This is a genomic window from Kocuria sp. KKT182 (genome assembly GCF_055635395.1).
In genome coordinates this window covers 407159-432693 of the sequence record NZ_CM145757.1, presented here as the reverse complement: position 1 = coordinate 432693, position 25535 = coordinate 407159, and the positions used below count along the sequence as shown (strand labels likewise).

The 25535-nt window shown below is 71.7% G+C and carries 21 protein-coding genes and 3 pseudogenes; 6 read left to right on the top strand and 18 right to left on the bottom strand.

Features of this window, described 5'->3' with window-relative positions:
- Positions 1-118: 118 nt before the first annotated feature.
- Both ACZ2G1_RS01890 and uvrB read right to left on the bottom strand, forming a co-directional pair.
- Positions 119-1030 (bottom strand): annotated as a pseudogene (locus ACZ2G1_RS01890) (TerC family protein); the annotation flags it as partial.
- A gap of 363 nt (positions 1031-1393) precedes the next feature.
- Entirely contained in the window at positions 1394-3514 is a 2121-nt protein-coding gene (gene uvrB / locus ACZ2G1_RS01885) for an excinuclease ABC subunit UvrB (protein WP_126346355.1), read from the bottom strand.
- Between the two features lie 200 nt (positions 3515-3714).
- Between uvrB and ACZ2G1_RS01880 the strand changes: the two genes are divergently transcribed.
- Complete coding sequence (locus ACZ2G1_RS01880; protein ID WP_031282667.1) at positions 3715-4569, top strand: SDR family oxidoreductase; 855 nt, start codon at positions 3715-3717, stop codon at positions 4567-4569.
- A 24-nt stretch (positions 4570-4593) separates the two neighbouring features.
- On the opposite strand, the gene ACZ2G1_RS01875 is transcribed toward ACZ2G1_RS01880, so the two are convergent.
- From ACZ2G1_RS01875 to ACZ2G1_RS01835, 9 genes and pseudogenes are all read right to left on the bottom strand, one after another.
- A complete protein-coding gene (locus tag ACZ2G1_RS01875) occupies positions 4594-4866 on the bottom strand; it encodes a hypothetical protein (RefSeq protein ID WP_017832827.1) in 273 nt (90 codons plus the stop codon).
- Positions 4867-4984: 118 nt separating this feature from the next.
- A complete protein-coding gene (locus ACZ2G1_RS01870) occupies positions 4985-5812 on the bottom strand; it encodes a DUF1206 domain-containing protein (RefSeq protein ID WP_251356389.1) in 828 nt (275 codons plus the stop codon).
- Positions 5813-5934: 122 nt separating this feature from the next.
- The gene (locus ACZ2G1_RS01865; RefSeq protein WP_035923987.1) at positions 5935-6936 is read right to left on the bottom strand and encodes a sugar phosphate isomerase/epimerase family protein; all 1002 of its coding nucleotides are present in this window, start codon (positions 6934-6936) and stop codon (positions 5935-5937) included.
- Between the two features lie 46 nt (positions 6937-6982).
- Positions 6983-8152, bottom strand: coding sequence for a Gfo/Idh/MocA family protein (locus ACZ2G1_RS01860; RefSeq protein WP_470377395.1), 1170 nt, complete (start codon positions 8150-8152; stop codon positions 6983-6985).
- Positions 8149-9018: a sugar phosphate isomerase/epimerase family protein gene (locus ACZ2G1_RS01855; RefSeq protein ID WP_136341063.1), complete on the bottom strand. Its 870-nt coding sequence runs from the start codon at positions 9016-9018 to the stop codon at positions 8149-8151. Before ACZ2G1_RS01855 ends, ACZ2G1_RS01860 begins: the two co-directional genes overlap by 4 nt.
- A 100-nt stretch (positions 9019-9118) precedes the next feature.
- Positions 9119-10351 (bottom strand): substrate-binding domain-containing protein, encoded by a 1233-nt coding sequence (locus tag ACZ2G1_RS01850; RefSeq protein WP_035924109.1) that lies wholly within the window; start codon positions 10349-10351, stop codon positions 9119-9121.
- On the bottom strand, positions 10351-11448 hold the full coding sequence (locus tag ACZ2G1_RS01845; protein ID WP_017832833.1) for an ABC transporter permease: 1098 nt from the start codon (positions 11446-11448) through the stop codon (positions 10351-10353). The genes ACZ2G1_RS01850 and ACZ2G1_RS01845 overlap by 1 nt, the downstream gene beginning before the upstream one ends.
- On the bottom strand, positions 11445-12452 hold the full coding sequence (locus ACZ2G1_RS01840) for an ABC transporter permease (RefSeq protein WP_470377394.1): 1008 nt from the start codon (positions 12450-12452) through the stop codon (positions 11445-11447). Before ACZ2G1_RS01840 ends, ACZ2G1_RS01845 begins: the two co-directional genes overlap by 4 nt.
- A pseudogene (locus ACZ2G1_RS01835) lies at positions 12449-13957 on the bottom strand (sugar ABC transporter ATP-binding protein). The gene ACZ2G1_RS01840 and the pseudogene ACZ2G1_RS01835 overlap by 4 nt, the downstream one beginning before the upstream one ends.
- Positions 13958-14072: 115 nt before the next feature.
- Between ACZ2G1_RS01835 and ACZ2G1_RS01830 the strand changes: the two are divergent.
- The gene (locus tag ACZ2G1_RS01830; RefSeq protein ID WP_470377393.1) at positions 14073-15293 is read left to right on the top strand and encodes an ROK family transcriptional regulator; all 1221 of its coding nucleotides are present in this window, start codon (positions 14073-14075) and stop codon (positions 15291-15293) included.
- Between the two features lie 84 nt (positions 15294-15377).
- Here the strand turns inward: ACZ2G1_RS01830 and ACZ2G1_RS01825 are convergent, their stop codons facing one another.
- Both ACZ2G1_RS01825 and ACZ2G1_RS01820 read right to left on the bottom strand, forming a co-directional pair.
- Complete coding sequence (locus ACZ2G1_RS01825; protein WP_470377392.1) at positions 15378-16724, bottom strand: vWA domain-containing protein; 1347 nt, start codon at positions 16722-16724, stop codon at positions 15378-15380.
- A gap of 346 nt (positions 16725-17070) precedes the next feature.
- Positions 17071-17565 carry an NUDIX hydrolase gene (locus tag ACZ2G1_RS01820; protein WP_426119192.1) on the bottom strand — a complete coding sequence of 165 codons (495 nt, stop codon included), beginning with the start codon at positions 17563-17565 and terminating at the stop codon, positions 17071-17073.
- Positions 17566-17776: 211 nt separating this feature from the next.
- Here ACZ2G1_RS01820 and ACZ2G1_RS01815 point away from each other — a divergent pair, with 211 nt between their 5' ends.
- Together ACZ2G1_RS01815 and ACZ2G1_RS01810 are read left to right on the top strand one after the other, a co-directional pair.
- Positions 17777-18058, top strand: coding sequence for a hypothetical protein (locus ACZ2G1_RS01815; protein WP_470377391.1), 282 nt, complete (start codon positions 17777-17779; stop codon positions 18056-18058).
- A 19-nt stretch (positions 18059-18077) separates the two neighbouring features.
- The gene (locus tag ACZ2G1_RS01810; RefSeq protein ID WP_470377390.1) at positions 18078-18302 is read left to right on the top strand and encodes a hypothetical protein; all 225 of its coding nucleotides are present in this window, start codon (positions 18078-18080) and stop codon (positions 18300-18302) included.
- A gap of 251 nt (positions 18303-18553) precedes the next feature.
- Here ACZ2G1_RS01810 and ACZ2G1_RS01805 read toward each other — a convergent pair whose 3' ends face one another.
- Positions 18554-19393, bottom strand: a complete 840-nt coding sequence (locus ACZ2G1_RS01805) for an SDR family oxidoreductase (RefSeq protein WP_470377389.1) — start codon at positions 19391-19393, stop codon at positions 18554-18556.
- 431 nt (positions 19394-19824) lie between these two features.
- Between ACZ2G1_RS01805 and ACZ2G1_RS01800 the strand changes: the two genes are divergently transcribed.
- Positions 19825-20706 carry a manganese catalase gene (locus ACZ2G1_RS01800; protein ID WP_470377388.1) on the top strand — a complete coding sequence of 294 codons (882 nt, stop codon included), beginning with the start codon at positions 19825-19827 and terminating at the stop codon, positions 20704-20706.
- Positions 20707-20857: 151 nt separating this feature from the next.
- Here ACZ2G1_RS01800 and ACZ2G1_RS01795 read toward each other — a convergent pair whose 3' ends face one another.
- From ACZ2G1_RS01795 to ACZ2G1_RS01780, 4 genes and pseudogenes are all read right to left on the bottom strand, one after another.
- On the bottom strand, positions 20858-21358 hold the full coding sequence (locus ACZ2G1_RS01795) for a hypothetical protein (protein ID WP_272026888.1): 501 nt from the start codon (positions 21356-21358) through the stop codon (positions 20858-20860).
- A gap of 91 nt (positions 21359-21449) precedes the next feature.
- Positions 21450-21623 (bottom strand): annotated as a pseudogene (locus ACZ2G1_RS01790) (FRG domain-containing protein); the annotation flags it as partial.
- A gap of 146 nt (positions 21624-21769) precedes the next feature.
- Positions 21770-22789 carry a glycosyltransferase family 2 protein gene (locus ACZ2G1_RS01785; RefSeq protein ID WP_272026889.1) on the bottom strand — a complete coding sequence of 340 codons (1020 nt, stop codon included), beginning with the start codon at positions 22787-22789 and terminating at the stop codon, positions 21770-21772.
- A 575-nt stretch (positions 22790-23364) separates the two neighbouring features.
- Complete coding sequence (locus tag ACZ2G1_RS01780) at positions 23365-24072, bottom strand: GntR family transcriptional regulator (RefSeq protein ID WP_109243938.1); 708 nt, start codon at positions 24070-24072, stop codon at positions 23365-23367.
- 116 nt (positions 24073-24188) lie between these two features.
- On the opposite strand from ACZ2G1_RS01780, the gene ACZ2G1_RS01775 reads away from it, so the two are divergent.
- Positions 24189-25355, top strand: a complete 1167-nt coding sequence (locus ACZ2G1_RS01775) for a mandelate racemase/muconate lactonizing enzyme family protein (RefSeq protein ID WP_470377387.1) — start codon at positions 24189-24191, stop codon at positions 25353-25355.
- Positions 25356-25535 lie beyond the last annotated feature (180 nt).

Sequence of the window (25535 nt, the reverse complement as noted above, 5' to 3'; positions counted from 1 at the left end):
AGCGTTCCGAGGCGCCGCGGGCCGCACGGTGCTTCTGCACGAGCTCGGCCTGCACGATGCGGATCTCCTGGGTGGGGGTGCCCTCCGGGATGCCCCGGTAGACCTCGATGGCCCGGTGCAGCTCGGCGACGGCGTGGGCGGACCGGCCCTTCGGGCTGACCATCGACGCGACCGTGGCGACCACGATGATGGCCACGATCACGCCCAGGGACACGAAGGTGGGGATCTCGGGGGCCCACCCGATGTGCTCGCCGCCGTTGATGAAGGGCACCTCGTTCTCGTGCATGGCGTGCAGGATGAGCTTGACGCCGATGAACGCCAGGATCAGCGACAGTCCGTGCTTGAGGTAGATGAGCCGCTCCATGAGCCCGCCGAGCAGGAAGTAGAGCTGGCGCAGGCCCATGAGGGCGAAGATGTTGGCCGTGAAGACGATGAACGGGCTCTGGGTCAGCCCGAAGATCGCCGGGATGGAGTCGAAGGCGAACATCAGGTCGGTCACGCCGATGGTCACGAAGACGACGAGCATCGGGGTGAAGAGCTTCTTGCCGTCCACGGTGGTGCGCAGCTTGTTGCCGTCGTACCGGTCCGTCATGGGGACCACGGTGCGCAGCCTGCGGATGAGGCCGTTCTCCTCCGACTCGTCCTCGCCGTCGTCCTTGGCCTGGTGGTACGCCGTCCAGAGCAGGAAGACGCCGAAGAGGTAGAAGACCCAGGAGAAGTTCGCGATGATCGTGGCGCCCAGCAGGATGAAGATCCCGCGCAGGACCAGCGCGATGATGATGCCCACCATCAGCACCTCCTGCTGGTACTTCCGCGGCACCGCGAACCGGGTCATGATCACGATGAACACGAACAGGTTGTCGATGCTGAGGCTGTACTCCGTGATCCAGCCCGCCACGAACTGTGTGCCCTGCTCGGCGCCCGCGAAGGCGAACATCAGGGCGCCGAAGACGAGGGCGAGGGCCACGTAGACGCCCACCCAGATGCCGGCCTCCTTCATGGAGGGCTCGTGGGGGCGCTTGGCGACCATGATCAGGTCGAAGAGAAGGATGCAGCCGAGAACGACGAAGGAGCCGATCTCGAACCACGCAGGTAGCTGTGTGTGCACGCGAGTTCTTTCGCTTGGAGATGGGTGAGCCCGCGGGCCGGCGTCGTCCGGGGAACGGGGCGGACCGGGGCATCACGATGAGCCGCAAGTCTCTCCACCGTCCCCGGCGGGCTGGAGGCCCGGGTGCCGAGGTGCGGTCGCTGCGACCGGCCCGGCTCCGTTGCCCGGCGTGCTGACGACCGCAGCGCTGAGGGATACTCCCCTACGCGGAGAGCACTCTACCCGAACCTGGGAGAACGCCGGGAACGGACGCGGCCCCGGGTCCCGGTCCCGGCCGGAGCGGGCTCAGGCGTGCCCTGCCTGCTGCATCTGCCGCAGCTCCTTCTTGAGGTCCGCGAGCTCGTCGCGGATCCGCCCGGCGAGCTCGAACTGCAGCTCGGCGGCCGCGGCCTGCATCTGCTCCGTCATCTGCGCGATGAGGTCCGTGAGGTCCTCCGCCGGCGCGGCCGCGAACCCGTCCCGGCGCAGCTTGTCCTCCACGGCCGCCACGGCGTCCCGCCCGCCCTTCGCCCCGGTCGGCGCGGTCTTCTTGCCGGCGGCGGCACGGCGGGCGAGCAGCTCCCGGGTGTCCTCCTCCTCGCGCTGGAGCTGGTCGGTGATGTCCGCGATCTTCTTCCGCAGCGGCTGCGGGTCGATCCCGTGCTCCGTGTTGTAGGCGACCTGGATCTCCCGGCGCCGGTTCGTCTCCTCGATGGCCGTGGCCATCGAGTCGGTGATCCGGTCCGCGTACATGTGCACCTGGCCGGAGACGTTGCGGGCGGCACGGCCGATCGTCTGGATGAGGGACGTCGTGGAGCGCAGGAAGCCCTCCTTGTCGGCGTCGAGGATCGCCACCAGGGAGACCTCGGGCAGGTCCAGGCCCTCGCGCAGCAGGTTGATGCCCACGAGGACGTCGAACGTGCCCATCCGCAGCTCGCGCAGCAGCTCCACGCGGCGGAGGGTGTCCACGTCCGAGTGCAGGTACTGGACCTTGACCCCGTGCTCCATGAGGTACTCGGTGAGGTCCTCGGCCATGCGCTTGGTGAGGGTCGTGACGAGCACGCGCTCGTCCCGCTCGACCCGCGCGTTGATCTCGTCGAGGAGGTCGTCGATCTGCCCCTTGGTCGGCTTGACGACCACCTCGGGGTCGATCAGCCCGGTGGGCCGGATGATCTGCTCCACGTAGCCGTCCGCCTGGGACAGCTCGTACTTGCCCGGAGTGGCCGAGAGGTAGACGGTCTGGCCGATGCGCCCCAGGAACTCGTCCCACTTCAGCGGGCGGTTGTCCATCGCCGAGGGCAGCCGGAAGCCGTGCTCCACGAGGGTGCGCTTGCGGGACATGTCGCCCTCGTACATGCCGCCGATCTGCGGGATCGTCACGTGGGACTCGTCGACCACCAGCAGGAAGTCGTCCGGGAAGTAGTCGATGAGGCAGTGCGGGGCGGACCCGCGGGGGCGGCCGTCGATGTGCAGCGAGTAGTTCTCGATGCCATTGCAGTAGCCCATCTGCTCCATCATCTCGAGGTCGTACGTGGTGCGCATCCGCAGCCGCTGGGCCTCGACGAGCTTGTTCTGGGACTCCAGCTCCTTGAGCCGCGCGGCGAGCTCGTCCTCGATGGACTTCACGGCCGTGGCCATCCGGTCCGCGCCGGCCACGTAGTGGGAGGCGGGGAAGACGTACATCTCCGTCTCCTCCCGGATGATCTCCCCGGTGAGCGGGTGCAGGGTGTAGATCGACTCGATCTCGTCGCCGAAGAACTCGACCCGGACCGCGTGCTCCTCGTACATGGGGATGATCTCCACGGTGTCCCCGCGCACGCGGAACGTGCCGCGGTGGAAGTCGACGTCGTTGCGCGCGTACTGCATGTTCACGAACCGGCGCAGCAGCTCGTCGCGGTCCATCTCCTCCCCCCGGCGCAGCGTGACCATCTGCGCCACGTACTCCTCCGGGGTGCCCAGGCCGTAGATGCAGGACACGGTGGCGACCACGACGACGTCCCGGCGGGTCAGCAGCGCGTTGGTCGCGGAGTGCCGCAGCCGCTCGACCTCCTCGTTGATGGAGGAGTCCTTCTCGATGAAGGTGTCCGTCTGCGGCACGTAGGCCTCGGGCTGGTAGTAGTCGTAGTAGGACACGAAGTACTCGACGGCGTTGTTGGGCAGCAGCTCCCGCAGCTCGTTGGCGAGCTGCGCGGCGAGCGTCTTGTTCTGCACCATGACGAGGGTGGGCCGCTGGACGCGCTCGATGAGCCACGCGGCGGTCGCGGACTTGCCGGTGCCGGTGGCGCCGAGCAGCACGACGTCCTTCTCCCCCGCCTCGATCCTCGCGGCGAGCTCCTCGATGGCCCGGGGCTGGTCGCCGGCGGGCACGTAGTCGGAGATGACCTCGAAGGGGGCGACGACACGGTTGATCTTCTGGGCGAGGCTCATGGCACCAGGCTACGCGCCGCCCCGGACACGGAGGCCGGGTTCCTCCGGAGGCGATCGGCCCCGCGGCCGCCGGGACCGCACGCCGGAAATACGCCGCGGGCGCCGCCCGTTGCACAGGACACACCGCCGCGCCGGGCGGGTGCCGGCGGGCCCCGCCGGCCACCGTCGGCAGCGGCCGGGCCACCACCGGGAGGAACACCGTGTCCATCGTCATCACCGGCGCGACCGGCCGGCTGGGCCGCCACGTCATCAGCTCCCTGCTGCGCCTGGACGTGCAGCTGCCGGACCTCGTGGCCGCCGGCCGCGACGAGGAGAAGCTCGGCGCCCTCCGGGAGCTGGGCCTGGCCACCGTCCGGGCCGACTACACCGAGCCCGCGACCCTCGACGAGGCGTTCGCGGGGGCGGACACGGTCCTGCTCATCTCCAGCAGCGAGGTGGGGATCCGGGTTCCCCAGCACCGGAACGCGGTCGACGCCGCCGTCCGGGCCGGGGTGTCCCGCCTCGTCTACACCAGCGCCCTCGGCGCCGACCGCGGGAAGCTGCTGCTCGCCGACGAGCACCTGGCCACGGAGGAGGCGATCGCCGCGTCCGGGCTCCCGTTCACGATCCTGCGCAACGGCTGGTACACCGAGAACTTCGAGCCGGCCCTGCGGCACGCGGAGACCACCGGCGTGGTCCTGGCCAGTGCCGGGGACGGCCGGGTGGCCAGCGCCACCCGCGAGGACTACGCGGAGGCGATCGCCGCGGTCCTCGCCCAGGACGGCCACGCGGGGCAGACCTACGAGCTCTCGGGGGACGTGGCGTGGAGCTTCGACGAGCTGGCCGCCGCGCTGACCGAGGTCCTGGACCGGGAGGTGACCTACCGGCGGCTCACGCCCGAGCAGCACCTGGCGGAGCTGGAGCGGACCGGCGTGGACGAGAGCACCGCGCGGTTCCTGGTGGCCCTGGACGCCAACATCGAGGACGGCGCGCTGGACCTGGTCACCGGGGACCTGTCGCGGCTGCTCGGCCGGCGCACCACGGCACTGGTGGACGCGCTGCGCGCGATGCGCTGACGCGCCGTGCCGCGGGCGGGGCCGTCAGTTGCGGGACGTCCCGGCCCGGGGGCCGCCGCGGGAGTCGTCGCGGTGGTAGAGGTACTCGTTGCCGTGCTCGTCCCGCTCGATCACGAAGTGCTTCTGGCACTCCTCGTACCAGGCGTGGGCCCGTTCGCTCTCCCCGGCGCCGTGGGTCTCCGGCGCCACGCGATCGGCCGCACCGTAGATCTTGAGCGCGATCTGGTTCAACCGGTCCAGGAGGCGGTAGCCCGACGACGGCGCGTCCTCGTTGACGGTGTGCTGCTCTTCAGACATGGCGTCCCCCAGGTGACCGCGGTGCGGATGGGACCATTCTATTCCTCGTGCCGCGCCCCGCGAAGGCCGGTCGGCCGGCAGCCCCGGGCACCCCGGACGGCGTGCCGGGAGGGCGCGGTCACATCCGCTGGTACCTGGCCCGGACCACCATGAAGACCCCGTAGCAGATGAGGCCCAGGGCCACGGCCCCGAGGATCCACGCCCCGAAGGGCTGCTCCTGGAGGGCCTTGAGCGCACCGTCCAGCCCCGACGACTGCTCCGGGTCGCTGCGCACCGTGGCGACGACGACGAGCACCCCGAGCACCGCCAGGGCCACGCCCTTGGCCGCGTAGCCGGCCGTGCCCAGCCACATGACCGCCCTGCCGGCCGTGCCCGGCGGCAGGCGCTTCAGGTTCTCCCGGAAGGACCTCGTCACGCCCCGGTGGACGAAGAAGGCGCCGGCGACGACGAGGCCCAGCCCCACGACGATCAGCAGGACCGTGCCGGCCGGGTGCGCCATGAGCCGGGCGCTGAGCGACTGGGTGGACCCGCTGCTGTCGCTCGTGCCGCCGAGGGCGTAGGTCCCGAACACGGCGCCGATGGCGCCGTAGACGACCGCCTGGCCGCCCATCTTGACGCGGTGCTTGAGCCGGTCCCGGTCCGAGCGCTGCGTCGCGCCGAAGAAGATCTCGCTGAACAGGAAGACGGCGAGCGCCGCGCAGCCGAGGAAGCACGCCCACAGCAGGACGGTGCCGCCCGGGCTGCCGGCGAGCGCGGCGACCGCCCCCGACTGGTCCGCCGAGCCCGAGCCGCCGGTGGCCACGCGCAGCGCGATGACCCCGATCATGACGTGCAGCAGACCCGCCGCCACGTATCCGGCGCGGGCCGCGAGGACGAACCCGCGGGAGTCCGTCGCGTCGTCCGCGGCGTCGGCCGCCCTCGTGGCCTGCCGGCCGACCTCGCCCATGGTTCCTCCTGCGGTGTGGGTCTCCATCGTGCGCCTGCGGACCGCCGGTGTCCACGACGCCGTTCGGCTGACACCGGGGTACGCCCCGGACCGGGGCCCGCCGGGGTGCCGCCCCGGGCCGGCTACTGCCGGAAGGCGGCGTCGAACGAGGCGCCGGAGGGGGCGAAGTCGAAGCGCTTCAGGAAGGCCAGGGCCTCGGGGGCGCCCCGGAGGCGGTCCATGCCGGCGTCCTCCCACTCCACGGAGATCGGTCCGTCGTAGCCGATGGCGGTGAGGGCCCGGAAGCTGTCCTCCCACGGCACGTCCCCCCGTCCGGTCGAGACGAAGTCCCAGCCGCGGCGGGGGTCGCCCCAGGGCAGGTGCGAGGACAGGACGCCGTTGCGCCCACCGCCGGTCCGCATCTTCGTGTCCTTGCAGTCCACGTGGTAGATCCGGTCCGCGAAGTCGGAGATGAACGCCACCGGGTCGATCTGCTGCCACAGGAAGTGGCTGGGGTCCCAGTTCAGCCCGAAGGCCGGGCGGTGGCCGATGGCCTCCAGCGCCCGGTGCGTGGACCAGTAGTCGTAGGCGATCTCGGAGGGGTGGACCTCGTGGGCGAAGCGCACCCCGCACTCGTCGAAGACGTCCAGGATGGGGTTCCACCGGTCCGCGAAGTCCTGGTACCCGGCGTCGATCACGTCCTGGGAGACGGGCGGGAACATCGCCACGTACTGCCAGACGGAGGACCCGGTGAAGCCGACCACGGTGTCCACGCCCAGTCTCCGCGCGAGCCGTGCGGTGTGCTGCAGCTCCTCGGCGGCGCGGGTGCGCACTCCCTCGGGCGTGCCGTCGCCCCAGACCCGGGGTCCCACGATGGACTCGTGCCGGAAGTCGATCGGGTCGTCGCAGACCGCCTGGCCCTTGAGGTGGTTGGAGATGGCCCAGACCCCGAGGCCGTGGCGCTCGAGGATGTCGAGCCGGTCCTGGACGTAGGCGTCGTCGTCCCACCGCCAGGCGTCGAGGTGCTCGCCGGAGACGGCGATCTCCAGGCCGTCGTAGCCCCAGCCGGCCGCCAGCTCGGCGACCTCCTCGAGCGGGAGGTCGGCCCACTGGCCGGTGAACAGCGTGTAGGGGTGGTGTCCCATCGTCGGTCCTTCGGGTCGGGGAGAGCGGTGCTCCGCTCGTCCGGGGTCAGAGGTGGACGGTGGCGCCGGAGCGCGCCGCGCTGTCCGTCACGGCGGCGAGCACCCGCTGGACCTCCAGGCCGTCCTCGAACCCGGGGGCGGCCGGGGTCCCCGTGTCGATGGACCGCAGGAGCTCGGCGGCCTGGCTGGTGAACGTGTGGTCCCAGCCCAGGACGTGCCCGGCCGGCCACCACGCCCCCACGTAGGGGTGGGTGGCCTCGGTGACAAGGATCCGGCTGCTGCCCTGGGTGTCCGGCGGCGCGGTGGCGTCGAACAGGTGCAGCTCGTTGAGCCGCTCGAGGTCGAAGCGCAGCCCGCCCAGCGATCCGTAGACCTCGATCCCAAGGGCGTTCTTGCGGCCGGTGGCGCAGCGGGAGACCTCCAGGCCGACCACCGCCCCGGAGGCGGTGCGCAGGGTGGCCCAGGCGGCGTCGTCGACCGTCACCGGCTCGGGGCCGTCCTCCCCCGTCCGGGTGGGGACGAACGTGGTGAGCGTCCCGGAGACGGACGTGACCGGCGAGTCCAGGAGGAAGCGCACCTGGTCGACGGCGTGGGAGGCGAGGTCGCCGAGCGCCCCGGACCCGGCGGTCTCCCGGCGCAGGCGCCAGGTCATGGGCGCGTGCTCGTCGGCGAGCCAGTCCTGCAGGTAGCTGACCCGGACCTGCCGGACCAGGCCCACGCGGCCGTCCGCGATCAGCTGCCGGGCCAGCGCCAGGGCCGGCACCCGGCGGTAGTTGAAGCCCACCATGGAGTGGACGCCGCGGGTCCGGGCGGCCGCCGCGGCGGCCGCCATCCGCTCGGCCTCGGCCACCGTGTTGGCCAGCGGCTTCTCCACGAGCACGTGCTTGCCGGCCTCGAGGGCGGCCACGGCCATGTCGGCGTGCAGGTGGCCGGGCGTGCAGATGTCGACGACGTGGACGTCGTCCCGTTCCAGCACCGACCGCCAGTCGGTGCCGCTCTCCTCCCAGCCGTACCGCCGGGCGGCCTCGGCCACGTGCCCGGCGTCCCGGCCCACCAGCACCTTCTGCGCCACGCGGGGCGTGGGGTAGAAGGCGTTGACGTTGCGCCAGGCGTTGGAGTGGGCCTTGCCCATGAAGGAGTGGCCGAGCACGGCGACGCCCAGGGCGGCGCTCCCGTGGGCGGGGGGAACGGCGGGGTCGGGCACGGTGGTGGTCATGGGTGTCCTCCTGGGGACCGGGCGGCGCACGAGCGCAGGAACGCCAGTCCGTCCTCGGCGAGCTGGTCCTGGCTCTCGGCCAGGGGCCGCCAGATCGAGGCGGCGGTGGCGATGCTGGCGTTGCGGGCGGTGAAGCTCTCGATGCTGAGGGCGCCGGTGTAGCCGACGGCGTCCAGGGCGTCGAAGATGCCCGTCCAGTCCGTCTGGTCCCCGCCGGGGGCTCCCCGGTCGTTGCCGCAGACCTGGACGTGGACGAGGTGCCGGCCGGCCGCCCGGACGGCGTCGGCGGAGGAGCGCTCCTCGATGTTCAGGTGGTAGGTGTCCAGGGCCAGTCCCACGCCGTGGCCGAGCAGCGGCCCGAGGGCCTCGAGCGCCTGGGCGGTGGTGTTGAGCAGGGACGTCTCGTAGCGGTTGAGCGGTTCGATGCCGAGGACCACCCCGGCGGCCTCGGCCTCGGCGGCCAGCGGGGCGAGACGGCGCCGCAGCTGCGCGTAGGCGTCCGCGCGCTCCGCCGCGTCCATCCGCCACACCCGGCCCGTGCGGGCGTAGAAGGGCCCGCACACGGCCGGCGCGCCGATGTCGTGGGCCAGCCGGATGCAGGCGCTGAGATAGTGCTGGGTGCGGGTGATCACGGCGTCGTCCGCCAGGACGAGCTCGCGCCCGGGCGCCATGGCGCCGACGAGCAGCGGGCTGAGCCCGCCGAGGGCGTCCCGCACCACCGCGGCCGAGAGGTCGCCGACGTTCTCCAGCGGGAGCTCGACGGCGTCGAAGCCCATGTCCGCGATCCTCGCCAGGAGCGGGGGCAGGTTCGCGTCGGTGAGGGGGGACTCCCACACCCAGGTGTTGACGGCGATCGGGCGCTGCACGGGTCTGCCTCCTCTCGGTGCGGTGGGCTGGATGGCGCCCCGCCCGCCGCCGGGGTCTCCCGGGGCCGGGCCGGTGGCGGGCAGGGCGCGGTCGGGCGGGTCAGGGGATGACGCGGTCCCGCCAGACGTCGGGGTAGCCCGGCAGGTCCTCGCCGCCGAACTTGGCGTAGTGGCCGTCGGGCATCCCCTCGTTGTCGGCGAGGAAGTCCGCCCGCTGCTCCTCGGTGATCGGCTCCTGCGGCAGGACCCACTCGGCGGGGACGTCCTCGCCGGCGAAGATCTGCTCGAGCGCCAGCAGCGGGGTGCGCCACTGGAAGTTCGAGTACACCGGGGCGAGGCCGGTCAGGCCGGTGTCCTCCCACTTGCGCAGGTAGCTCATCTCGTCCTCGCCGGTCATCACCGGGTAGTCCGCGCCGGCGTCCTCGAACGCCTCGATGGCGGCGACGGCGCCGTCGCCGGCGTCCATCCACACGCCCTGCACGTCCCCGGTGGCGAGCTCGTCGGAGATGATCTTCTTGATCTCGGTGGGGTCGGCGCCGGTGAAGTAGTCGGTCGCCTCGATCCCGTTCTCCTCGAAGATCCGCTCGGCCGCGGCCCAGCGCTGCTCCAGGACGTCGACGCCCGGGAGGATGCGCAGGGCCACCACCTTGTCGCCCTCCTGCAGGTTGTCCACCAGGAAGTTCGCCGAGTCGATGCCCCAGGCGAAGCCGCCGATGGGGTGGATGAACGTCGTCGCGCAGTCGGTCTCCACCCCGCGGTCGAAGACCACCACCGGTTTGCCGGTCTCGCACGCGCGCTCCACGGCGGGCGTCAGGGCGGCGGTCGAGTTCGGCGAGATGATGAACCCGTCGCACTCGCCCTCGGCGATGAAGTAGTCGATGTCGGCGATCTGCGTGTTGTCGTCGTCCTGGGCGTCGCGGGTCTCCATCTCGGAGATCACCCCGGAGTCCTGGAGCACCTTCAGCTGCTCGTTCATGGTGATCCACCCGGTCTGGCGCCAGGGGTTGGAGATGGAGGCGTTGGAGAAGCACACCTTCTGCGGGCCGTCGGCGGCGAACTCCCCGGTGGCGGTCGTCTCCCCGTCGATGTACTGCGTCCAGGGCTGCTCCGGGTCCCCCTCGAAGGAGGCGGAGCGCTGGTCGAGCTGCCGGTCGTACTCCGCCTGGTCGAACCACTCGTCACCGCCCTCCGGGGCCGGCGTGGCGGCGGCCTCCGCGCCCCCCGTCTCGGCGGGCGGCGGCTCCTCCATCGACTGGTCGGTGGTGCAGGCGGTCAGTCCCAGCAGCGCTGCCGCTGCCACCACGGTGATCCTTGACTGGATGCTTCGGCGCATCATGTTCCTTCCTCGTCGGTGCCCGGGGTGGGCGGTGCTGCGATGGCACGTCTCGGCTCCTGCGCCGCCGCGGTCCGGCCGCGCCGGCGGCGCTTCCAGGTCTGGGTGCCGGCGGCGACGGCGAGGATGATGATCGCGCCCTGGACGGTGTCCCGCCAGGTCGACTGGACCCCCAGGAAGTTCAGGAGCGCGAAGAGGGTCTCGAGGGCGAAGGCGCCGGCGGCCGCGGAGAGCACCCAGCCGCGCCCGCCGCCCAGCACGACCCCGCCGAGGACCACGGCGGTGATGGCCGTGAACTCGTAGCCGCGCCCCACGGACGGGTGCACGCCGGCGTAGCCGACGAGGATGATCCCCGCCACGGTGGCGGCCAGGGAGGAGAGCATGAACGCCCGGGTGCGCACCCACCAGACCCGGGCCCCGGTCAGCGCGGCGGCCCGGGGGTTGTCGCCCACGGCGACGAGCGTGCGGCCGTAGGGCCGGCGCATGAGCCAGAGGGCGGCGAGCGCGACGACCGTCACCAGGACCACCGGGTAGGGCAGGATCCCCAGGACCGGGACGTCCTGGATGCCGCCGCGGCCGATCTGCCGGAAGCTGTCCGCGGGGTTCCCCGTCGCGGCGCCGCCCGTCCAGTAGAGCACCAGCCCGAGCAGGGCGAGCATGGTGCCGAGGGTGACGATGAAGCTCGGCACCTTCAGGAGCGTGGTGACCAGTCCGTTGACCAGGCCCACGAGCGCGCCGAGGACGAGCATCAGGACCAGGACGGGCACCGTCCGGCTGTCGTCCTGGCCGATGAGGTTGCCGGCCACGAACACCTGGGCGGTGACCACCGAACCCATGGACAGGTCGAACTCCCCGGAGACGATCACGAAGTACTGCCCGATGGCCGCGATGGCGATCGGCGCCGTGCGGCCGACGAACCGGATCAGCGAGCCCGGTTCGCCGAAGGACGGGTTGACGGCGACGGCCGCGACCAGCAGCACCAGGAGGAGCACGAAGACGGCCCCGCCGGGTGTCCGCAGCCCGCGCAGCACGCGCTCGTGCCACGGTGACCGGTTCTGCTGCAGGACCGCGGTGCGGTCCGTGACGGTGGCGCTCATGCCGTGACCTCCTGCGCGGTCCGTCCGCTCCGGTCGTCGAAGCGCGCGGGCCGGCTGACCACCCGGCGCCGGGCGTAGACGGCCACGGCGACGACGATGACGATGCCGCGGACCACGTCCTTCAGGAACGGGTTGATCTGCATCACGCTCATGATGTTGTCGATCATCGCGAAGATGAGGACCCCGCCCAGCGTCCCCACCAGCGATCCCTTGCCGCCCGCCAGGAGCGTCCCGCCCAGGACCACGGCGGCGATGGAGAGCAGGTCGTACCCGCCCTGGGACCCGATCGTGGGGCTGCCCACCCCGAGCCGCGCCGCGAGCAGCAGCCCCGCGAGACCGGCCATGACGGAGCAGATGACGTGGGCGGCCACGATCGGGGTGGCGGTCCGGATCCCGGACATCCGGGCCACCCGGATGTCCCCGCCGACCGCGTACATGTGGTGGCCCAGGCGGCTGCGGGTCAGCATGAGCAGCACCGCGCCCGCGCAGGTCAGCATGATCAGCGTGGAGATGGGGACCGGGCCGATGCCCGTGGCCCCGATGAGGCGGAAGGCCACGGGGGTCTGCCCCGAGCTGCCCTTGTAGTTGGTGGCGAGGTAGCCGCTGACGACGAGCCCGGTGCCCAGCGTGGCGATGAACCCGTGGACCTTCAGCCCGGACACCACCAGGCCGTTGACCAGGCCGATGCCCGCGGAGACGACCAGGGCCAGCGCCACGCCGGGCAGGATGTTCCCGGGCTGGTTCGCCATGAGGCCGGCCGAGAGCAGGCTCGCGAGACTGATGACGTACGGCACGGACAGGTCGAGGCTCCCCACCAGGATCACGAGCGTCTGGCCGATCGCGATGAAGCCGAGGACGCTGGTCCCGGTGAGGATCGCGGAGATGTTGCCGGCGCTGACGAAGCTGCGCCCGGTGGCGCCCACGAGCACCGTGCCGACCACGACGGTGAGCAGCACCACGAGGTAGACGATGTGGGTGGACGTGAGCCTCGAGAACGCGTTCACGGTCTCGCCCCGTCCGTGCGGGCGCCGGTGGCCAGCCGCAGCACCTGCTCCTCGGTGCTGTCCGGCGGGAGCTCACCGGCGATCCGGCCGTCGCGCAGGACCACGATCCGGCTGGACATGCCGAGGACCTCCGGCAGTTCGCTGGAGACCATGAGGATGGCCCTGCCCTCCGCGGCGAGCATGCGCATGAGGTTGTAGACGGCGATCTTGGCGCCCACGTCGATCCCTCGGGTGGGCTCGTCGAGCAGCACGACCCGCGGGTCCACGGCCAGCCACTTGGCGAGGACGACCTTCTGCTGGTTCCCGCCCGAGAGGTACTGGACCTCCTGGTCCAGGTCCCGGGCCACGACCTCCAGCGAGGAGAGGACCCCGGGGACGTCCTTGCGGGCCGCGGCGGTCCGCCGCGGGAAGACGGAGCGGATCACGCCCAGGGCGTTGTCCAGGATGGACTGGTCGAGGCTCAGCCCCTGGGACTTGCGGTCCTCCGTGATCAGGGCCACGCCCTGCCGGACGGCCTGCCGGGGCGAGGTGGCCGTGTACGGCCTGCCGTCCAGCGCCATGGACCCGCGGGTGAAGGGGTGGACGCCGAAGACGGCCTCCACCAGCTCCGTCCGCCCGGAGCCCTGCAGCCCGGCGACCCCCACGATCTCCCCGGCGCGCAGCGTCAGGTCGATGCCGTCGAGCTGGTCGTTGCCGCCGCCGTCGATCCTCAGGAGCTCCCGCCCCACCCCGGTGCCGGGCACCGCCTCCGGGAAGTAGGCGGAGATCGGGCGGCCCACCATCATCCGCACCAGGGCGGCGTCGTCCATGGCGGAGGCGGGCTCGGTGCCCACCACGCGGCCGTCCTTGAGGACGGTGATGGTGTCGCACAGGTCGAAGATCTCCTTCAGCCGGTGGGACACCTACAGGATGGCGGTGCCGCGCGCCCGGAGCCGGCGGACGATCGCGTAGAGCAGGTCCACCTCGGGGCCGGCGAGGGCCGCGGTCGGCTCGTCCATGGAGATGATGCGGGCGTCGTAGCTGATGGCCTTGGCGATCTCCACGATCTGCTGCTGGGCCACGGACAGCGAGCTCACGGTCGTGGTCGGCCGGATGCTGGTGATGCCCAGGTCCTCGAGCAGCTCGCTCGTCCTCGCGTTCATGGCCCGCCGGTCCACGAGCAGGCCCCGGCGCGGCTCGCGGCCGAGGAACACGTTCTCGGCCACGGTGCGGTCGGGCAGCAGGTTGAACTCCTGGAACACCGTCGACAGCCCGGCCACGTGCGCCTGGGTGGGGTGGTGGAACTCGACGGGGGTGCCGCCGATCTGCACGGTGCCCGCGTCCCGCTCGTGCACCCCGGCGAGCACCTTCATCAGGGTGGACTTGCCGGCGCCGTTCTCGCCGACGAGCCCGTGCACCTCGCCGGCGTGCAGCCGCAGGTCCACGTCCTCGAGCACCGGCACCCCGAAGAAGGACTTCGACAGGCCGGTGACGTCCAGCACCGGGGAGCTCGTGCGCTCGTTCATGCGGTCACTGTGACACGCACCACAGACTTCTGTGGACAGTCCTGCAAAAGTTGTTCCATCACTGTGCGTTTGTGACGTGCTTGACCCCCCTAAGGGGGCATGCTCTACTGAAAAAGTGCTGCAGACTCCTCCGTCGGCGCCGTCGCCGCGCTCCTTGGACTCGCCCGCCCCGGGGGCGAGCGAAGTCTTCCAGCTGCTGCGCGACGGCCGCCCGAGGACCCGGGCGGAGCTCGCCCAGCTGACCGGGCTGGCCCGCTCCACCGTGGCGTCCCGCGTGGACACCCTCATGACCCTGGGGCTCGTCGCACCCTACGGCGGGGCCGCCTCCACCGGGGGGCGCCCGCCCTCGCTCTTCGCCCTCAACCCGGGCGCCCGGGTGGTGGTCGGCGCGGACGTCGGGGCGACGCACGCCCGGGCGATCCTCGCGGACCTCTCCGGCCGGGAGCTCGCCGAGGAGCGCCAGGCGCTCGCGATCGGCGAGGGCCCCGACGCGGTCCTGGGCTGGCTCGTGCGCACGGTGACAGCGCTGCTCGAGCGCGCGGACCGCCCGGCCGCGGACCTCGCCGCCATCGGCATCGGGCTGCCCGGTCCCGTGGAGCACGAGACGGGCCGGCCGATCAACCCGCCCATCATGCCGGGGTGGGACCGTGTCGACGTCCCGGCCCTCGTGCGGGCCCACTACGACGTGCCCGTGCTGGTGGACAACGACGTCAACATCATGGCCCTGGGCGAGCGCAGCCTCTTCTGGCCCGCAACCACCGAGCTGATGTTCGTCAAGGTGGCCACGGGCATCGGTGCGGGGATCATCTCCGGCGGCGCGCTCCAGCGCGGCGCCCAGGGCACCGCGGGGGACCTCGGCCACGTCCGGGTGCCGCGCGGCGACGAGCTGCTCTGCCGCTGCGGCAACACCGGCTGCCTCGAGGCGCTCGCCGGCGCTCCCGCCCTCGTGCGGACGCTCAACGAGCAGACCGCCGGCACGCTGTCCACCAGCCAGGACGTGATCGACCTCGTCCGCTCCGGGGACCCGCTGGCCGTGCAGGCGATCCGCCAGGCGGGGCGGGACATCGGCGACGTCCTGGCCACCTGCGTGAACCTCATCAACCCGTCCGTGATCGTGATCGGCGGCAGCCTCGCCCAGGCCGGGGAGCACCTGCTGGCCGGCATCCGGGAGGTCGTCTACCGGCGGTCCCTGCCCCTGGCCACGGAGCACCTGAGTGTGGCGCCCTCGGTCGCCGGCGAGCGCGCCGGCGTCATGGGGGCGGCGGTGCTGGCCATCGACCACGTCCTGTCCCCGGAGTCCATCGAGGCCGCGTGCGCGGCCCTCGGCGCAAGCTGAGCCCGTCGCCGCTCCGGGCCGCCTCCGGCGCTCTCGCCCCACGCCGTCGCGGCCGGCTCCGGCCGGACCCGTCCGCGCGGCGGGTCAGTCCTTCTGCAGGCGCTCGTAGTACTCGCTCCACTTGGCCTCACCGCGGTCGTAGACGGCCCGCCAGTCCTGCTGGTGCCGGTCGTCGGCGGCGCCCCAGTTGGCCTGGTGGGTCCGGTCGCCCCAGTCCCAGACCGTCGCGCCCCGCTCGTCGAAGAAGTCCCAGACCTCGCGGCGCACCTGTTCGTCCACGTCGGCGCCGAGCAGGTTGGCCACGCGCTTGCCCTGGTTGGCCTCCTCGTTGGCGGTCCGCTTGATGCGGTTGCCGACCTCATTGGCGAGCCGCTTGTTGGCGTTGCCCGCCTCGTTGATCTCCCGCAGCTCGGTGTTGCGCCACTCGTTCCAGGCCCGGGCCATCGCCGTGTTCTGCTCCCGCCAGTAGGTCTCGAGCTCCGCCCGGGAGCCGGCGCGGGTGTACTCGCCGCCCCCGGCGGCGGCGATGTCGGCCAGTGCCCGCTGGTCGGTGTCACCGGCCTGGAAGCCGATGACGTTGATCACCGGCTCGACACCGGACCCGCTCAGCCGCTCGGCAGCCGCCACGGGGTCGCCGCCGCAGGTCTCCACGCCGTCGGTCACCACGTAGACGATGCCGTCGGTCGCGTCGTCGGGAAAGTCGGCGGCGGCCTCCTCGATGGCCCGGGCCAGTGGGGTGTAGCCGGTGGGCCGCACTCCGGCGAGGACGTCCGCGAGCTCCGCGGCGTCGGCGTCACCTGAGTAGGCGACCTCGGTGGTCGTGCACGACTCCTTCTTCCCCGGCGCAGAAGTGTCCCCCGCGTTCCCGTAGAGCCGCAGGCTCACCGTGCTGCCCTCCGGCAGCTCCTCGACGAACCCGGTCAGCGCCGTGCGCGCCGCGTCCATCCGCAAGCCGTCGCCGGAGTCCCCGGCCATCGAGTCACTGGCGTCCAGGACGAGCGCGAAGTGGTTCGTGCCCACGCTCCGGTCGCCCACCGGTCCGGTCACGGCGTCGGTGGGCTCCGCGCCGCGCTCCCCGGTGCCCGGGTCGAAGCGCACCACCGTCTTGACGTCCTCGGCGTAGTCGCCGTGGATCTGCGCGAGGATCGCCGCGCTCCACTCCCCGGCGGTGCGCGGATCACGCTCGCGGGCGGCGGCCAGCACCTCATCGTCGGTCCCGTCCTCGGCGTGCGGTCCGGGTTCGACGAGCAGGGACCGCTCCAGGGCGGTGAGTTCCCGCGGGGCGTCCTCGAAGGACACCGCGGCCAGCCCGTGCTCCACAGACCCCGACCCGGTCTCCGCCCTGCCGGCCGAGGACGCGGTCGTGGACGGCGTGGCGGTCTCCCCCGGTTTCCCCGCGTCCCCGATGGCGCACCCTGCCAGAAGCACCACGACGCAGACGGCTGTCAGGGATGAGCACACACTGTTCCGCACGGGGACCCTTCCACGGTCATCCAAAGTTTTCCATTGCACACTATAGGCCTCACCGGTCGGGATGCCGCGGACGAGGGACACCGTCGAACGGACGCACCCGCAGAACCGTCGAGGACGGTGGTGTCCCGCTGCGGGAGCGGGGGACCGACGGGCCGCTGCCGTCGCGTGCGGCCCCGGCATGGCCGATGGACGACGAACGCGCCGCGGGCCGGGACGGGATTCGGGGCGCTGTCCGTGCACCTGCTGCGGCGGCGGACCGGCTGCGCCCTGGCCGCATGGGAGCGGCTCGGGGTCGGTGGGCCGGTCAGCCGGTGAACTCGCCACAGGCCTGCAGCAGTGCCAGGGCTGAGGCGGTGGTGGTGTCCGTGATCCGCCCGGAGCACAGGTGCTGGAGCAGCTGCTGTTCATCGGCCCACTCCACCCCGGGGATGCCGGCCGGCTCCAGTGCCTCGCCGTACTCGGCATCGGCCCGGCGTGCCACTGCGAGCAGCACGTCGATCCGCTCCTCCTTGCGCGGATCGGCGTAGAGGATCCCCAGCGGAGCGATCACCGCCGCGGACATGCCCTGCCCGAACTCCTCCTCGAGCAGCAGCGCGGCCCCGGCGCGCAGTTCGTCGGGGTCGACCACCGGGCCCTGCGGGAAGATCAGCGTCTGCCCGCCCGGGTCCAGTTCGGGCTGGACCAGACCGTAGCGGGTCCGGGCGCCGGAGCCGTCGTGCACCCTCGGAATCACGACGATCGAACGCTGGGCTGGTACGGGGTGCAGCATCGCCGGTCGGTCCGGAGCGACGTCAGTCATCAAGCTGTCCTCATGTCGGGGAACGCATCGGCGCCTGCGGCCTGGAACACGCAGGCGATGCGCACGAACAGCCTACGATCGACTGCTCAACGCAGCCCGGGAGGAGCACGTGCGGGACCTCCACAGGCTCCTCTCCCAGGTCCCAGGGTGGTTCCGCTCCGTGAGTCAGGTCACTAGGGTGGGAGGCACGGCTCAGCACAGGAGGTGCTCCATGACCACCCCGCCCAACGACGACGCCCCGGACCTCGACGACGTCATCGAGCCCGAGGGCGACGCCCTGCCCGACCCCATCCACCAGGGCCACGCCGGGATGCCCGAGCATCTCGACGACGAGGCACTGGCCGCAGCCACCGAACAGGAGCGGGTGGCCGCCGGGCTGTCCGACTACGCGCCCGGGCAGGTCCCACCGGCCACCGGCCCGCTGCCGGAAGACGCCTCCGAAGCGGCCGACCGCGCCCAGCGGGGTCTGCTCGAGGAGGACGGGAACGCCTGACGGGCCGTCCCACCGAAGTATGCCGTCCCATCCCTGCAAGGAGATCGACAGGGCCGAGCGAGGCAACACCAAGCACAGCGCGGAACTGGACGACCAGATGAAGCACGAGGTGGCCGGCATCCAACCCGACCACGTGGAGGAGCACCGCCAGACCGAGCCCTGGGTCGACGACGCCGACGACCCGGAGGTGCGCTCCGCGGTGGAGGAGCGCGAGCGCGCCCCTCGTCCGGACAACGAGCAGTAGCGACCCCGGGCGGGTCGGGTCGGTTCGGTGCTGGCGAAGAGTTCTCCCGCCGGGCACGACATCCGGCCCACCCCTCGGGGCGGCTCCCCGACACGACGTCCGTCGACTTCGGAGCCGGAGCCCGTTCGGATGCCCCGCGTTGCGGATTCCGGTTCCCGGCCGGCGGGCCCACCCCCGTGTGCCGTTCGGTCGTGGGCGAGGTCCCGGTGGATCCCGTCGGCACGGCTGTCCGCTCCGCGGTGGCCCCGGGCTCAGAGGATCGGCTTGCCGCCGGTGATGGCGACCCGCGAGCCGGAGATGTAGCTGCCGTCGTCCGAGGCCAGCAGGACGTAGACGGGCGCGAGCTCGGCGGGCTGGCCGGCACGGCCCAGGGGTACGTCGTCGCCGAAGGCTCCCACCTTCTCCGCGGGCATGGTCGCCGGGATCAGCGGCGTCCAGATCGGGCCCGGGGCCACGCTGTTGACCCGGATGCCCTTCTCGCCCAGCATCTGCGCGAGCCCGGCGGAGAAGTTCGCGACCGCCGCCTTGGTGGCCGCGTAGGGCGCCAGCTGCGGGGACGGCTGGTCGGACTGCACCGAGGAGCTGCCGATGATCGCCGAGCCCGGAGGCATGTGGGGCACGGCGGCCTTGGTGAGGTGGAACATGGCGCCGATGTTGAGCCGGAACGTGTAGTCCCACTCCTCGTCGCTGATCTCGTCGAGGCTGTCGCGGCTCATCTGGTAGGCGGCATTGGAGACCAGCACGTCGATCCGGCCGAACTCCTGCACGGCCCTGTCGACGACAGCCCGGCAGTGGGCCGGGTCCGAGAGGTCTCCGCGGACCAGGACGGCGCGACGTCCGGCCTCCTCGATCCAGCGGGCGGTGTCCTGGGCGTCGTCGTCCTCCTCGAGGTAGGCGATCAGGACGTCGGCGCCCTCGCGGGCGTAGGCGATCGCGGCGGCACGGCCGATGCCGCTGTCCCCGCCGGTGATGATGGCCGCCTTGCCCGCGAGCTTGCCGGAGCCGCGGTAGCTGTGCTCGCCGCAGTCCGGGACGGGGGTCATCGCGGCCTGGACGCCGGGGACCTCCTGCTGCTGCTCTGGCTGGCTCATGGCGTGATCCTTCCGTGGTCGAGTGGTCCGGACGGTGCACGCGCTGCTCACCGGGCTGCCCCGATGATCAGCACACTGTCCACTTTAGATGCTCGTGACGGAGTTGTCGTGCTCCGTCCCGCGCCGCAGGCCGGGCACGACGACCAGCAGGGACGACCCGGGGCCCCGAGACCCCTCAGCCCGGTCGAACTGCTGACCCCCAACGGATTGCCCGCCCACGGGCCTGCCCCACTCCCACCTCGCACCGCCCCCAGACCCTGGGGCGGAACCACCCAGGGTGCCCGGCCTCAGCTCATCTGGTACCCCCCTCCATTCAATAAGCAGGCTTCCCTTTCGGGGGCCGGATCACTAGCGTGGAGATCAGAGCCGGGAATCACGGGCGCGGTGTGCCGCGCCACCGCCGGCCGCAGCAGCCGATGACGGAGGTCAGCATGTTCTTGCACCAGCAGAAGCTCCAGTACAAGTCCACCCCCGAGGCCCCGGACGCGGTCTACGCGCGCAAGCTCCAGGAGGTGATCGGCGGGCAGTACGGGGAGATCACCGTGGCCATGCAGTACAGCTTCCAGGCCTGGAACGCCCACATCCCGGGCAAGTACCGGGACCTGCTCTTCGGCACCGCCGCCGAGGAGTTCGGTCACATCGAGATGCTCGCCACGATGGTCGCCCAGCTGTTGGAGAAGGCCCCGCTGGGCATCACCGAGGACGCCGTGCAGGGCGACCCGGCGGTTGCGGCGGTGATCGGCGGCACCGACCTGCAGCACGCGATCGTGGCCGGGGCCGGGGCACGGCCGGTGGACTCGATGGGCAACCCGTGGTCCGGGTCCTACGTCACCGCCTCGGGGAACCTGCTGGCGGACATGACCGCCAACGTCAACGCCGAGATGCAGGGCCGCACCCAGGTCGCCCGGCTCTACCACATGACCGACGACAAGGGGATCCGGGACATGCTCTCGTTCCTGCTGGCGCGGGACACCATGCATCAGAACCAGTGGATGGCCGCGGTCAAGGAGCTGCAGGCCGACGGGCTGGAGCAGATGCCGGTGCCCTCGAACTTCCCGCAGGCCAAGGAGGCCACCGAGTTCTCCTACGACTACTACAACTTCTCCGACGGCGCGGCCGCCGCGGAGGGGTCCTGGGCCTCCGGGCCGACGCCGGACGGCAACGGGCAGTTCGGCTACCAGGACCAGCCCATGGCGGGGGTGCCGATGCCGCCCCCCACCCACCCCGACGCCCGGTTCTACGGCACCACCGAGGTCCCCAACCGGGTCGAGAAGGCCGCCGGCAGCATCCAGGACAAGCTCAAGAAGGAATAGCCGCCGGCTGAGCCCGCACCTGAGGCCCACCGACGGACACCGTTCGCTCCCACGGAACAACGAGAAGCGGCTCCCCACCACGGGCGGGGAGCCGCTTCTCACCGGTCCGGCGACGGGACCCCACCCCAGGGCCCGGTCGAGAAGTCCACTCTCAGCCGGCCGGGGCTGAGCCCGGGAGCGGCTCCGGCTCGTCGCCCATCGCCGGTGAGGCCGGCTCCGCCCGGGCGCCCTGCTCCCGGCGCGGCCCGTAGTAGCGGGTCAGCCAGCGGGACAGTCCGTCGAGGCCGGGGAAGAGGACGCGCTCGGTCATGTTCGCCTGGTCGAGGTGGTCGCGGATCCGCCACTTCAGACCCGCCGGGATGACGACCTTCCGGCAGAGCTCGGGGTGCTCGCCCAGCCATTCGTGCAAGGACGCCGTGGCCGCGGACATGGCGGAGAACACCGCGGCCTGGTTCACGATCCGCTCGTCCAGCGACGGAGGTTCGAAGAACAGCGGCACCGCCCGCCCGTGCTGGTCCCGGAACCGGTCGAAGTCGGCCATGCTGTACGCGACCCGCCCCAGCATGTCGGTGGTGAACAGGCCCGCCGCGTGCGCGGTGATCTCCTCGCGCAGCGGTGCCGGCAGCAGATCGTGCACCGCCGAGTAGTCCACGCACCACACCGCTCCGGGGGAGGTCGTAGCAGCGCGGGTCCGCGGTGGCGAAGTGCAGGGCCACGTAGGGCGAGTTCGACCGGTCCAGCAGTCTCGTGGGCAGCCCGTGGTGCTGGGCGACGGACAGCCAGTTCCAGTCGGAGTCCCCCGGGGAGGTGTCCCGGGCGGCGTACTTGCGGAAGTTCCGCAGGATGCGGGGCTCGATCTGCTCGCTCGAGGTGCCCCGGAGCCGGAAGAGACTGGTGTCCAGGTCCCGGTCGGCCACCGCGTGGCCGCGGTAGACCACGTTGATCCGCAGGCTCCCGCCCGAGGGCTGCCAGTCGTTGTGGGTCAGGGTCGCGATCAGCCCGTACAGGTCGTCCTCGGCGATCTCGACGACCGGACCCGCACCCGCCGGCCCCGTCCCCACGCTCACCGCCGCCCCCTCACCCGTCCGGTGCCGGCGTCGACCAGCAGCCAGTCCTTGCTCGGGCCGCGCAGGCGCCGGCGCAGGGCGGCTCGGGAGTGCCCGGCGGTGCGCAGCCGGGACCCCGCGTAGGACACCCCGCCGCGCGCCCGGACGACCACGGCCGCCCACACGCACACCGACCGCTCCAGCACCCACAGCGGAACCCACAGCACCGTGCCCCCCGGGTAGACCGCTGCTCCCCCGTGCCGGCGTCGGCCGAACTCGGCCACCCCGCACACGGCCAGGGCTCCGGCCGCGCACCGCCCCGGTCGCCGCACCGCCCAGCCCAGCAGGGGCAGCAGCGACAGCTCGGCGAGCAGACGGGCGGGTTGGGCGAAGTCGTCGTAGGCCTGACGGACGCGCTGGCCGAGGAAGTGGGACACGGTGGGCGGCATCCTCCCCACCAGCACGTCCAGGGCCACGATCTCTCTCCCACCGGCCGCCCGCACGGTGCGCACGAGCTCGAGGTTCTCGAACAGGACGTAGCCGTCGTAGCCTCCCGCGTCCAGCAGGGCCGACCGGCGCACGCCCAGGGTGCCGGGCCAGTCCCCGCCCAGAGCCCGGTTGAGCAGGATCCGTCCGGTGTCCCAGCGGGCCTGCCAGGGAAGTTGCAGATAGTAGTTCTGCGGGCGGACCACCTCGGCCTCCCCCAGCAGCCCCACGATGCGCTCCAGGGTGCCCCGGGTGTGGCGCACGTCGTCGTCGGCCACCACGATCCGTTCCTCGGCCGCCCGGCGGACACCGGTCATCACCCCCGCCACCTTGCCGTTGGCCCCCTGCCACCGATCGGGGCGCACGTGCTCGACCGTCTCCGGCAGCGCCGTGCGATGGGCTGCGAAGAGCTTCTCGGCGGAACCGTCGACGACGGTGACGGGCATCCACGTGACGACCTCGGCCAGGTAGTGGGCGAGTTCGTCCAGGCCGGTGCCGTCGGACCACTTCAGCGACAGGACATACCGGGCATCGGCCAAGAGGCCGGACATGGGAGCGGTCCTGCGGAGGCGGCCCGGAGTCGCCTCGGCAGAGGGTTCATCGCGGCGGGCGGCCTCGGCCGGCACGAGCACGGTGTGGTCCACAGGAGCTTCCTCCATCGACAGCGGCACACTGCGGGCCAGCTGCTCGACCACACCTCACCCTAACCACAGTTCCCTCAGGCGGACCAGGCATCATGCGGGAATCGGCTCCCCGATCCCCACGGCACCTCGCGACGATGCCGCACGACAGTGCCCCGGGCAGTCCACGGGAGGCAACCGCGGGAACCGTCCACGAGGTCCCGGGCCCGGTCGAGCACCGACAGCGGAACGGCCGCCAGCACGTTGCCCGGCGGCCGCCGAGCCCCCACCGGGTGGGCGTGCGTGGGTGCGGTGCGCCGCACCACCTCCCAGGCCGGCCCGAGTGCCCGCAGCCGGGTCCGGCTCAGGACCGCCTGCGGCCGCGGAAGCAGGACGTCCTCCTCGTCGTCCATCGAGGAACCGGCGGTCCGTCGGCATCCTTCCGGACGATGCACGACTGCTTCGCCGGGGCACTCCCGTGCCGTCTGCGGCCTTCCGCTGAGGGGTCAGCCGGCGTAGGAGCGGTACGACAGCTGGAGCGGGCCGCTCTCGCGGGCTTCCAGCGCGCCGGTGACAGAGGCCGTGAGGCTGTTGAGGATGTGAGCGCGGGCCAGGTCGGCAGCGGCAGGCCCATCTCCAGCGATCACCAGCTCGAGGAGCCGGTGGTGCTGGTTGAGGTCGATGGTGCGCGGCTCGTCGCCGGCGGGGAGCTCCAGTCCGATCCGCCGGTACCGGTCGGACTTGTCCCACAGATCGTCCAGCAGCCGGATCATCACGGTGTTGTGCGAGGCGAGGTAGATCGCCCGGTGGAACGCCCGGTGGGCGGTCACGGCGTCCTCACCCCAGGTGCGGGTGACGGGCAGGAGCTTCTCGGCCGCGGCCCGCATCACGGCGACCTCCTGGTCGGTGCGCCGGAGGGCGGCCAGCTCGGTGGCGGAGGGCTCCAGGGAGAGACGGACCTCCAGGAGCTGGCGCGCTTCGGAGGCGCTCATCGGCGCCACCCTCACGTCGCGGTGGGTGTCCACCTCCACCCAGTCCTCGCTGGCCAGCTGCCGCACCGCCTCGCGCAGGGGCGTGATGCTCATGCCCATCTCCTCGGCCAGGTCGTACTGCGACAGGCGTGACCCCGGAGCCAGATCGCCGGAGAGGATCCGGCGGCGCAGCTCGGTGTAGGCGATCGCCCCCTTGCTCGAGGAAACCTTCGTAGTGCTCATGGCCGCATCGCTCCCGGGTTCTTCTCCACAGGGGTTGTGCCCTGCATCACGCCCAGTGTAGTGTCCTGCACATCTTATAAGCGTCTTATAAGATATCTACCGTCAGGAAGAGGACCATGAGAATCGTCTCCGCCCACGTCGACACCATTCCGATCAGCTCCTCGATGCGCAACGCGTACATCGACTTCAGCAAGATGGACTGCACCGTTCTCGCGCTGGTCAGTGACGTGGTCGTCGACGGCAAGCCCCTGGTCGGCTACGGCTTCAACTCCAACGGCCGGTACAACGCCACGGGCATCCTGAAGGAGCGGATGCTCCCGCGCGTGCTCAACGCCCCGACCGAGGACCTCCTGGACGAGCACGGCGAGCTCTCCCCGGAGAAGGCCTGGGATCTGATGATGAGCAACGAGAAGCCCGGTGGCCACGGGGAGCGCTCAGTCGCCGTGGGCGTGGTGGACATGGCCCTGCACGACCTGGCCGCCAAGATCGCCGGGGTCCCGCTCTACCGCTGGATCTCCGACCACTACGGTGACGGCGACCCGGACCAGGACGTCTTCGTCTACGCCGCCGGCGGCTACTACGCCCCGGGCAAGACCCTGCAGGACCTGCAGCACGAGATGCGCGGATTCCTCGACGCCGGCTACGACGTGGTGAAGATGAAGATCGGCGGCACCGACCTGGCAGATGACCTCACCCGCATCGAGGCGGTCCTGGAGTGCCTGGGCGGTGACGGGTCCCGCCTGGCGGTGGACGTCAACGGCAGGTTCGACCTGCAGACGGCTCTGGAGTACGGCAAGGCCATCGACCAGTACGGCCTGTTCTGGTACGAGGAGGTCGGCGACCCGCTGGACTACGCCCTCAACGCGGCCCTGTCGGAGCACTACACCAACCCGATCGCCACCGGCGAGAACCTGTTCTCGGTCCACGACGCCCGCAACCTCATCCGCTACGGCGGCATGCGCCCGGACCGCGACTACATCCAGGTCGACCCCGCACTGAGCTACGGGCTGACCGAGTACCGCCGCGTGCTGGACATGCTCGCCCAGCACGGCTGGTCCTCCCGCCGGTGCATCCCCCACGGCGGTCACCAGTTCTCCCTGCACATCGCCGCGGCCCTGAAGCTGGGCGGCAACGAGTCCTACCCGGGGGAGTTCCAGCCCACCGGCGGCTTCACCGACGACGCCGTCGTCGTCAACAGCCGCGTGGCCCTCGGTGACCTCCCCGGCATCGGCCTGGAAGGCAAGGCCGAGTTCTACAAGGTCCTGAGCGCTCTGCACCACTGATCACCTCGAGATCGGCAGTTCCCGGCCTGATCCCGGAGACGGGAACTGCCGATCACGGCACCATCGCTTCACCCCATCAATGGCGCACCAACAAGTCCTCTGTGTGACTGCTGCCCAGGGGTACCGGTCCCACGACCGAGCTCGTCAGCTCTTCTCCTCCTGCAGAGCGCCCGCAACCCT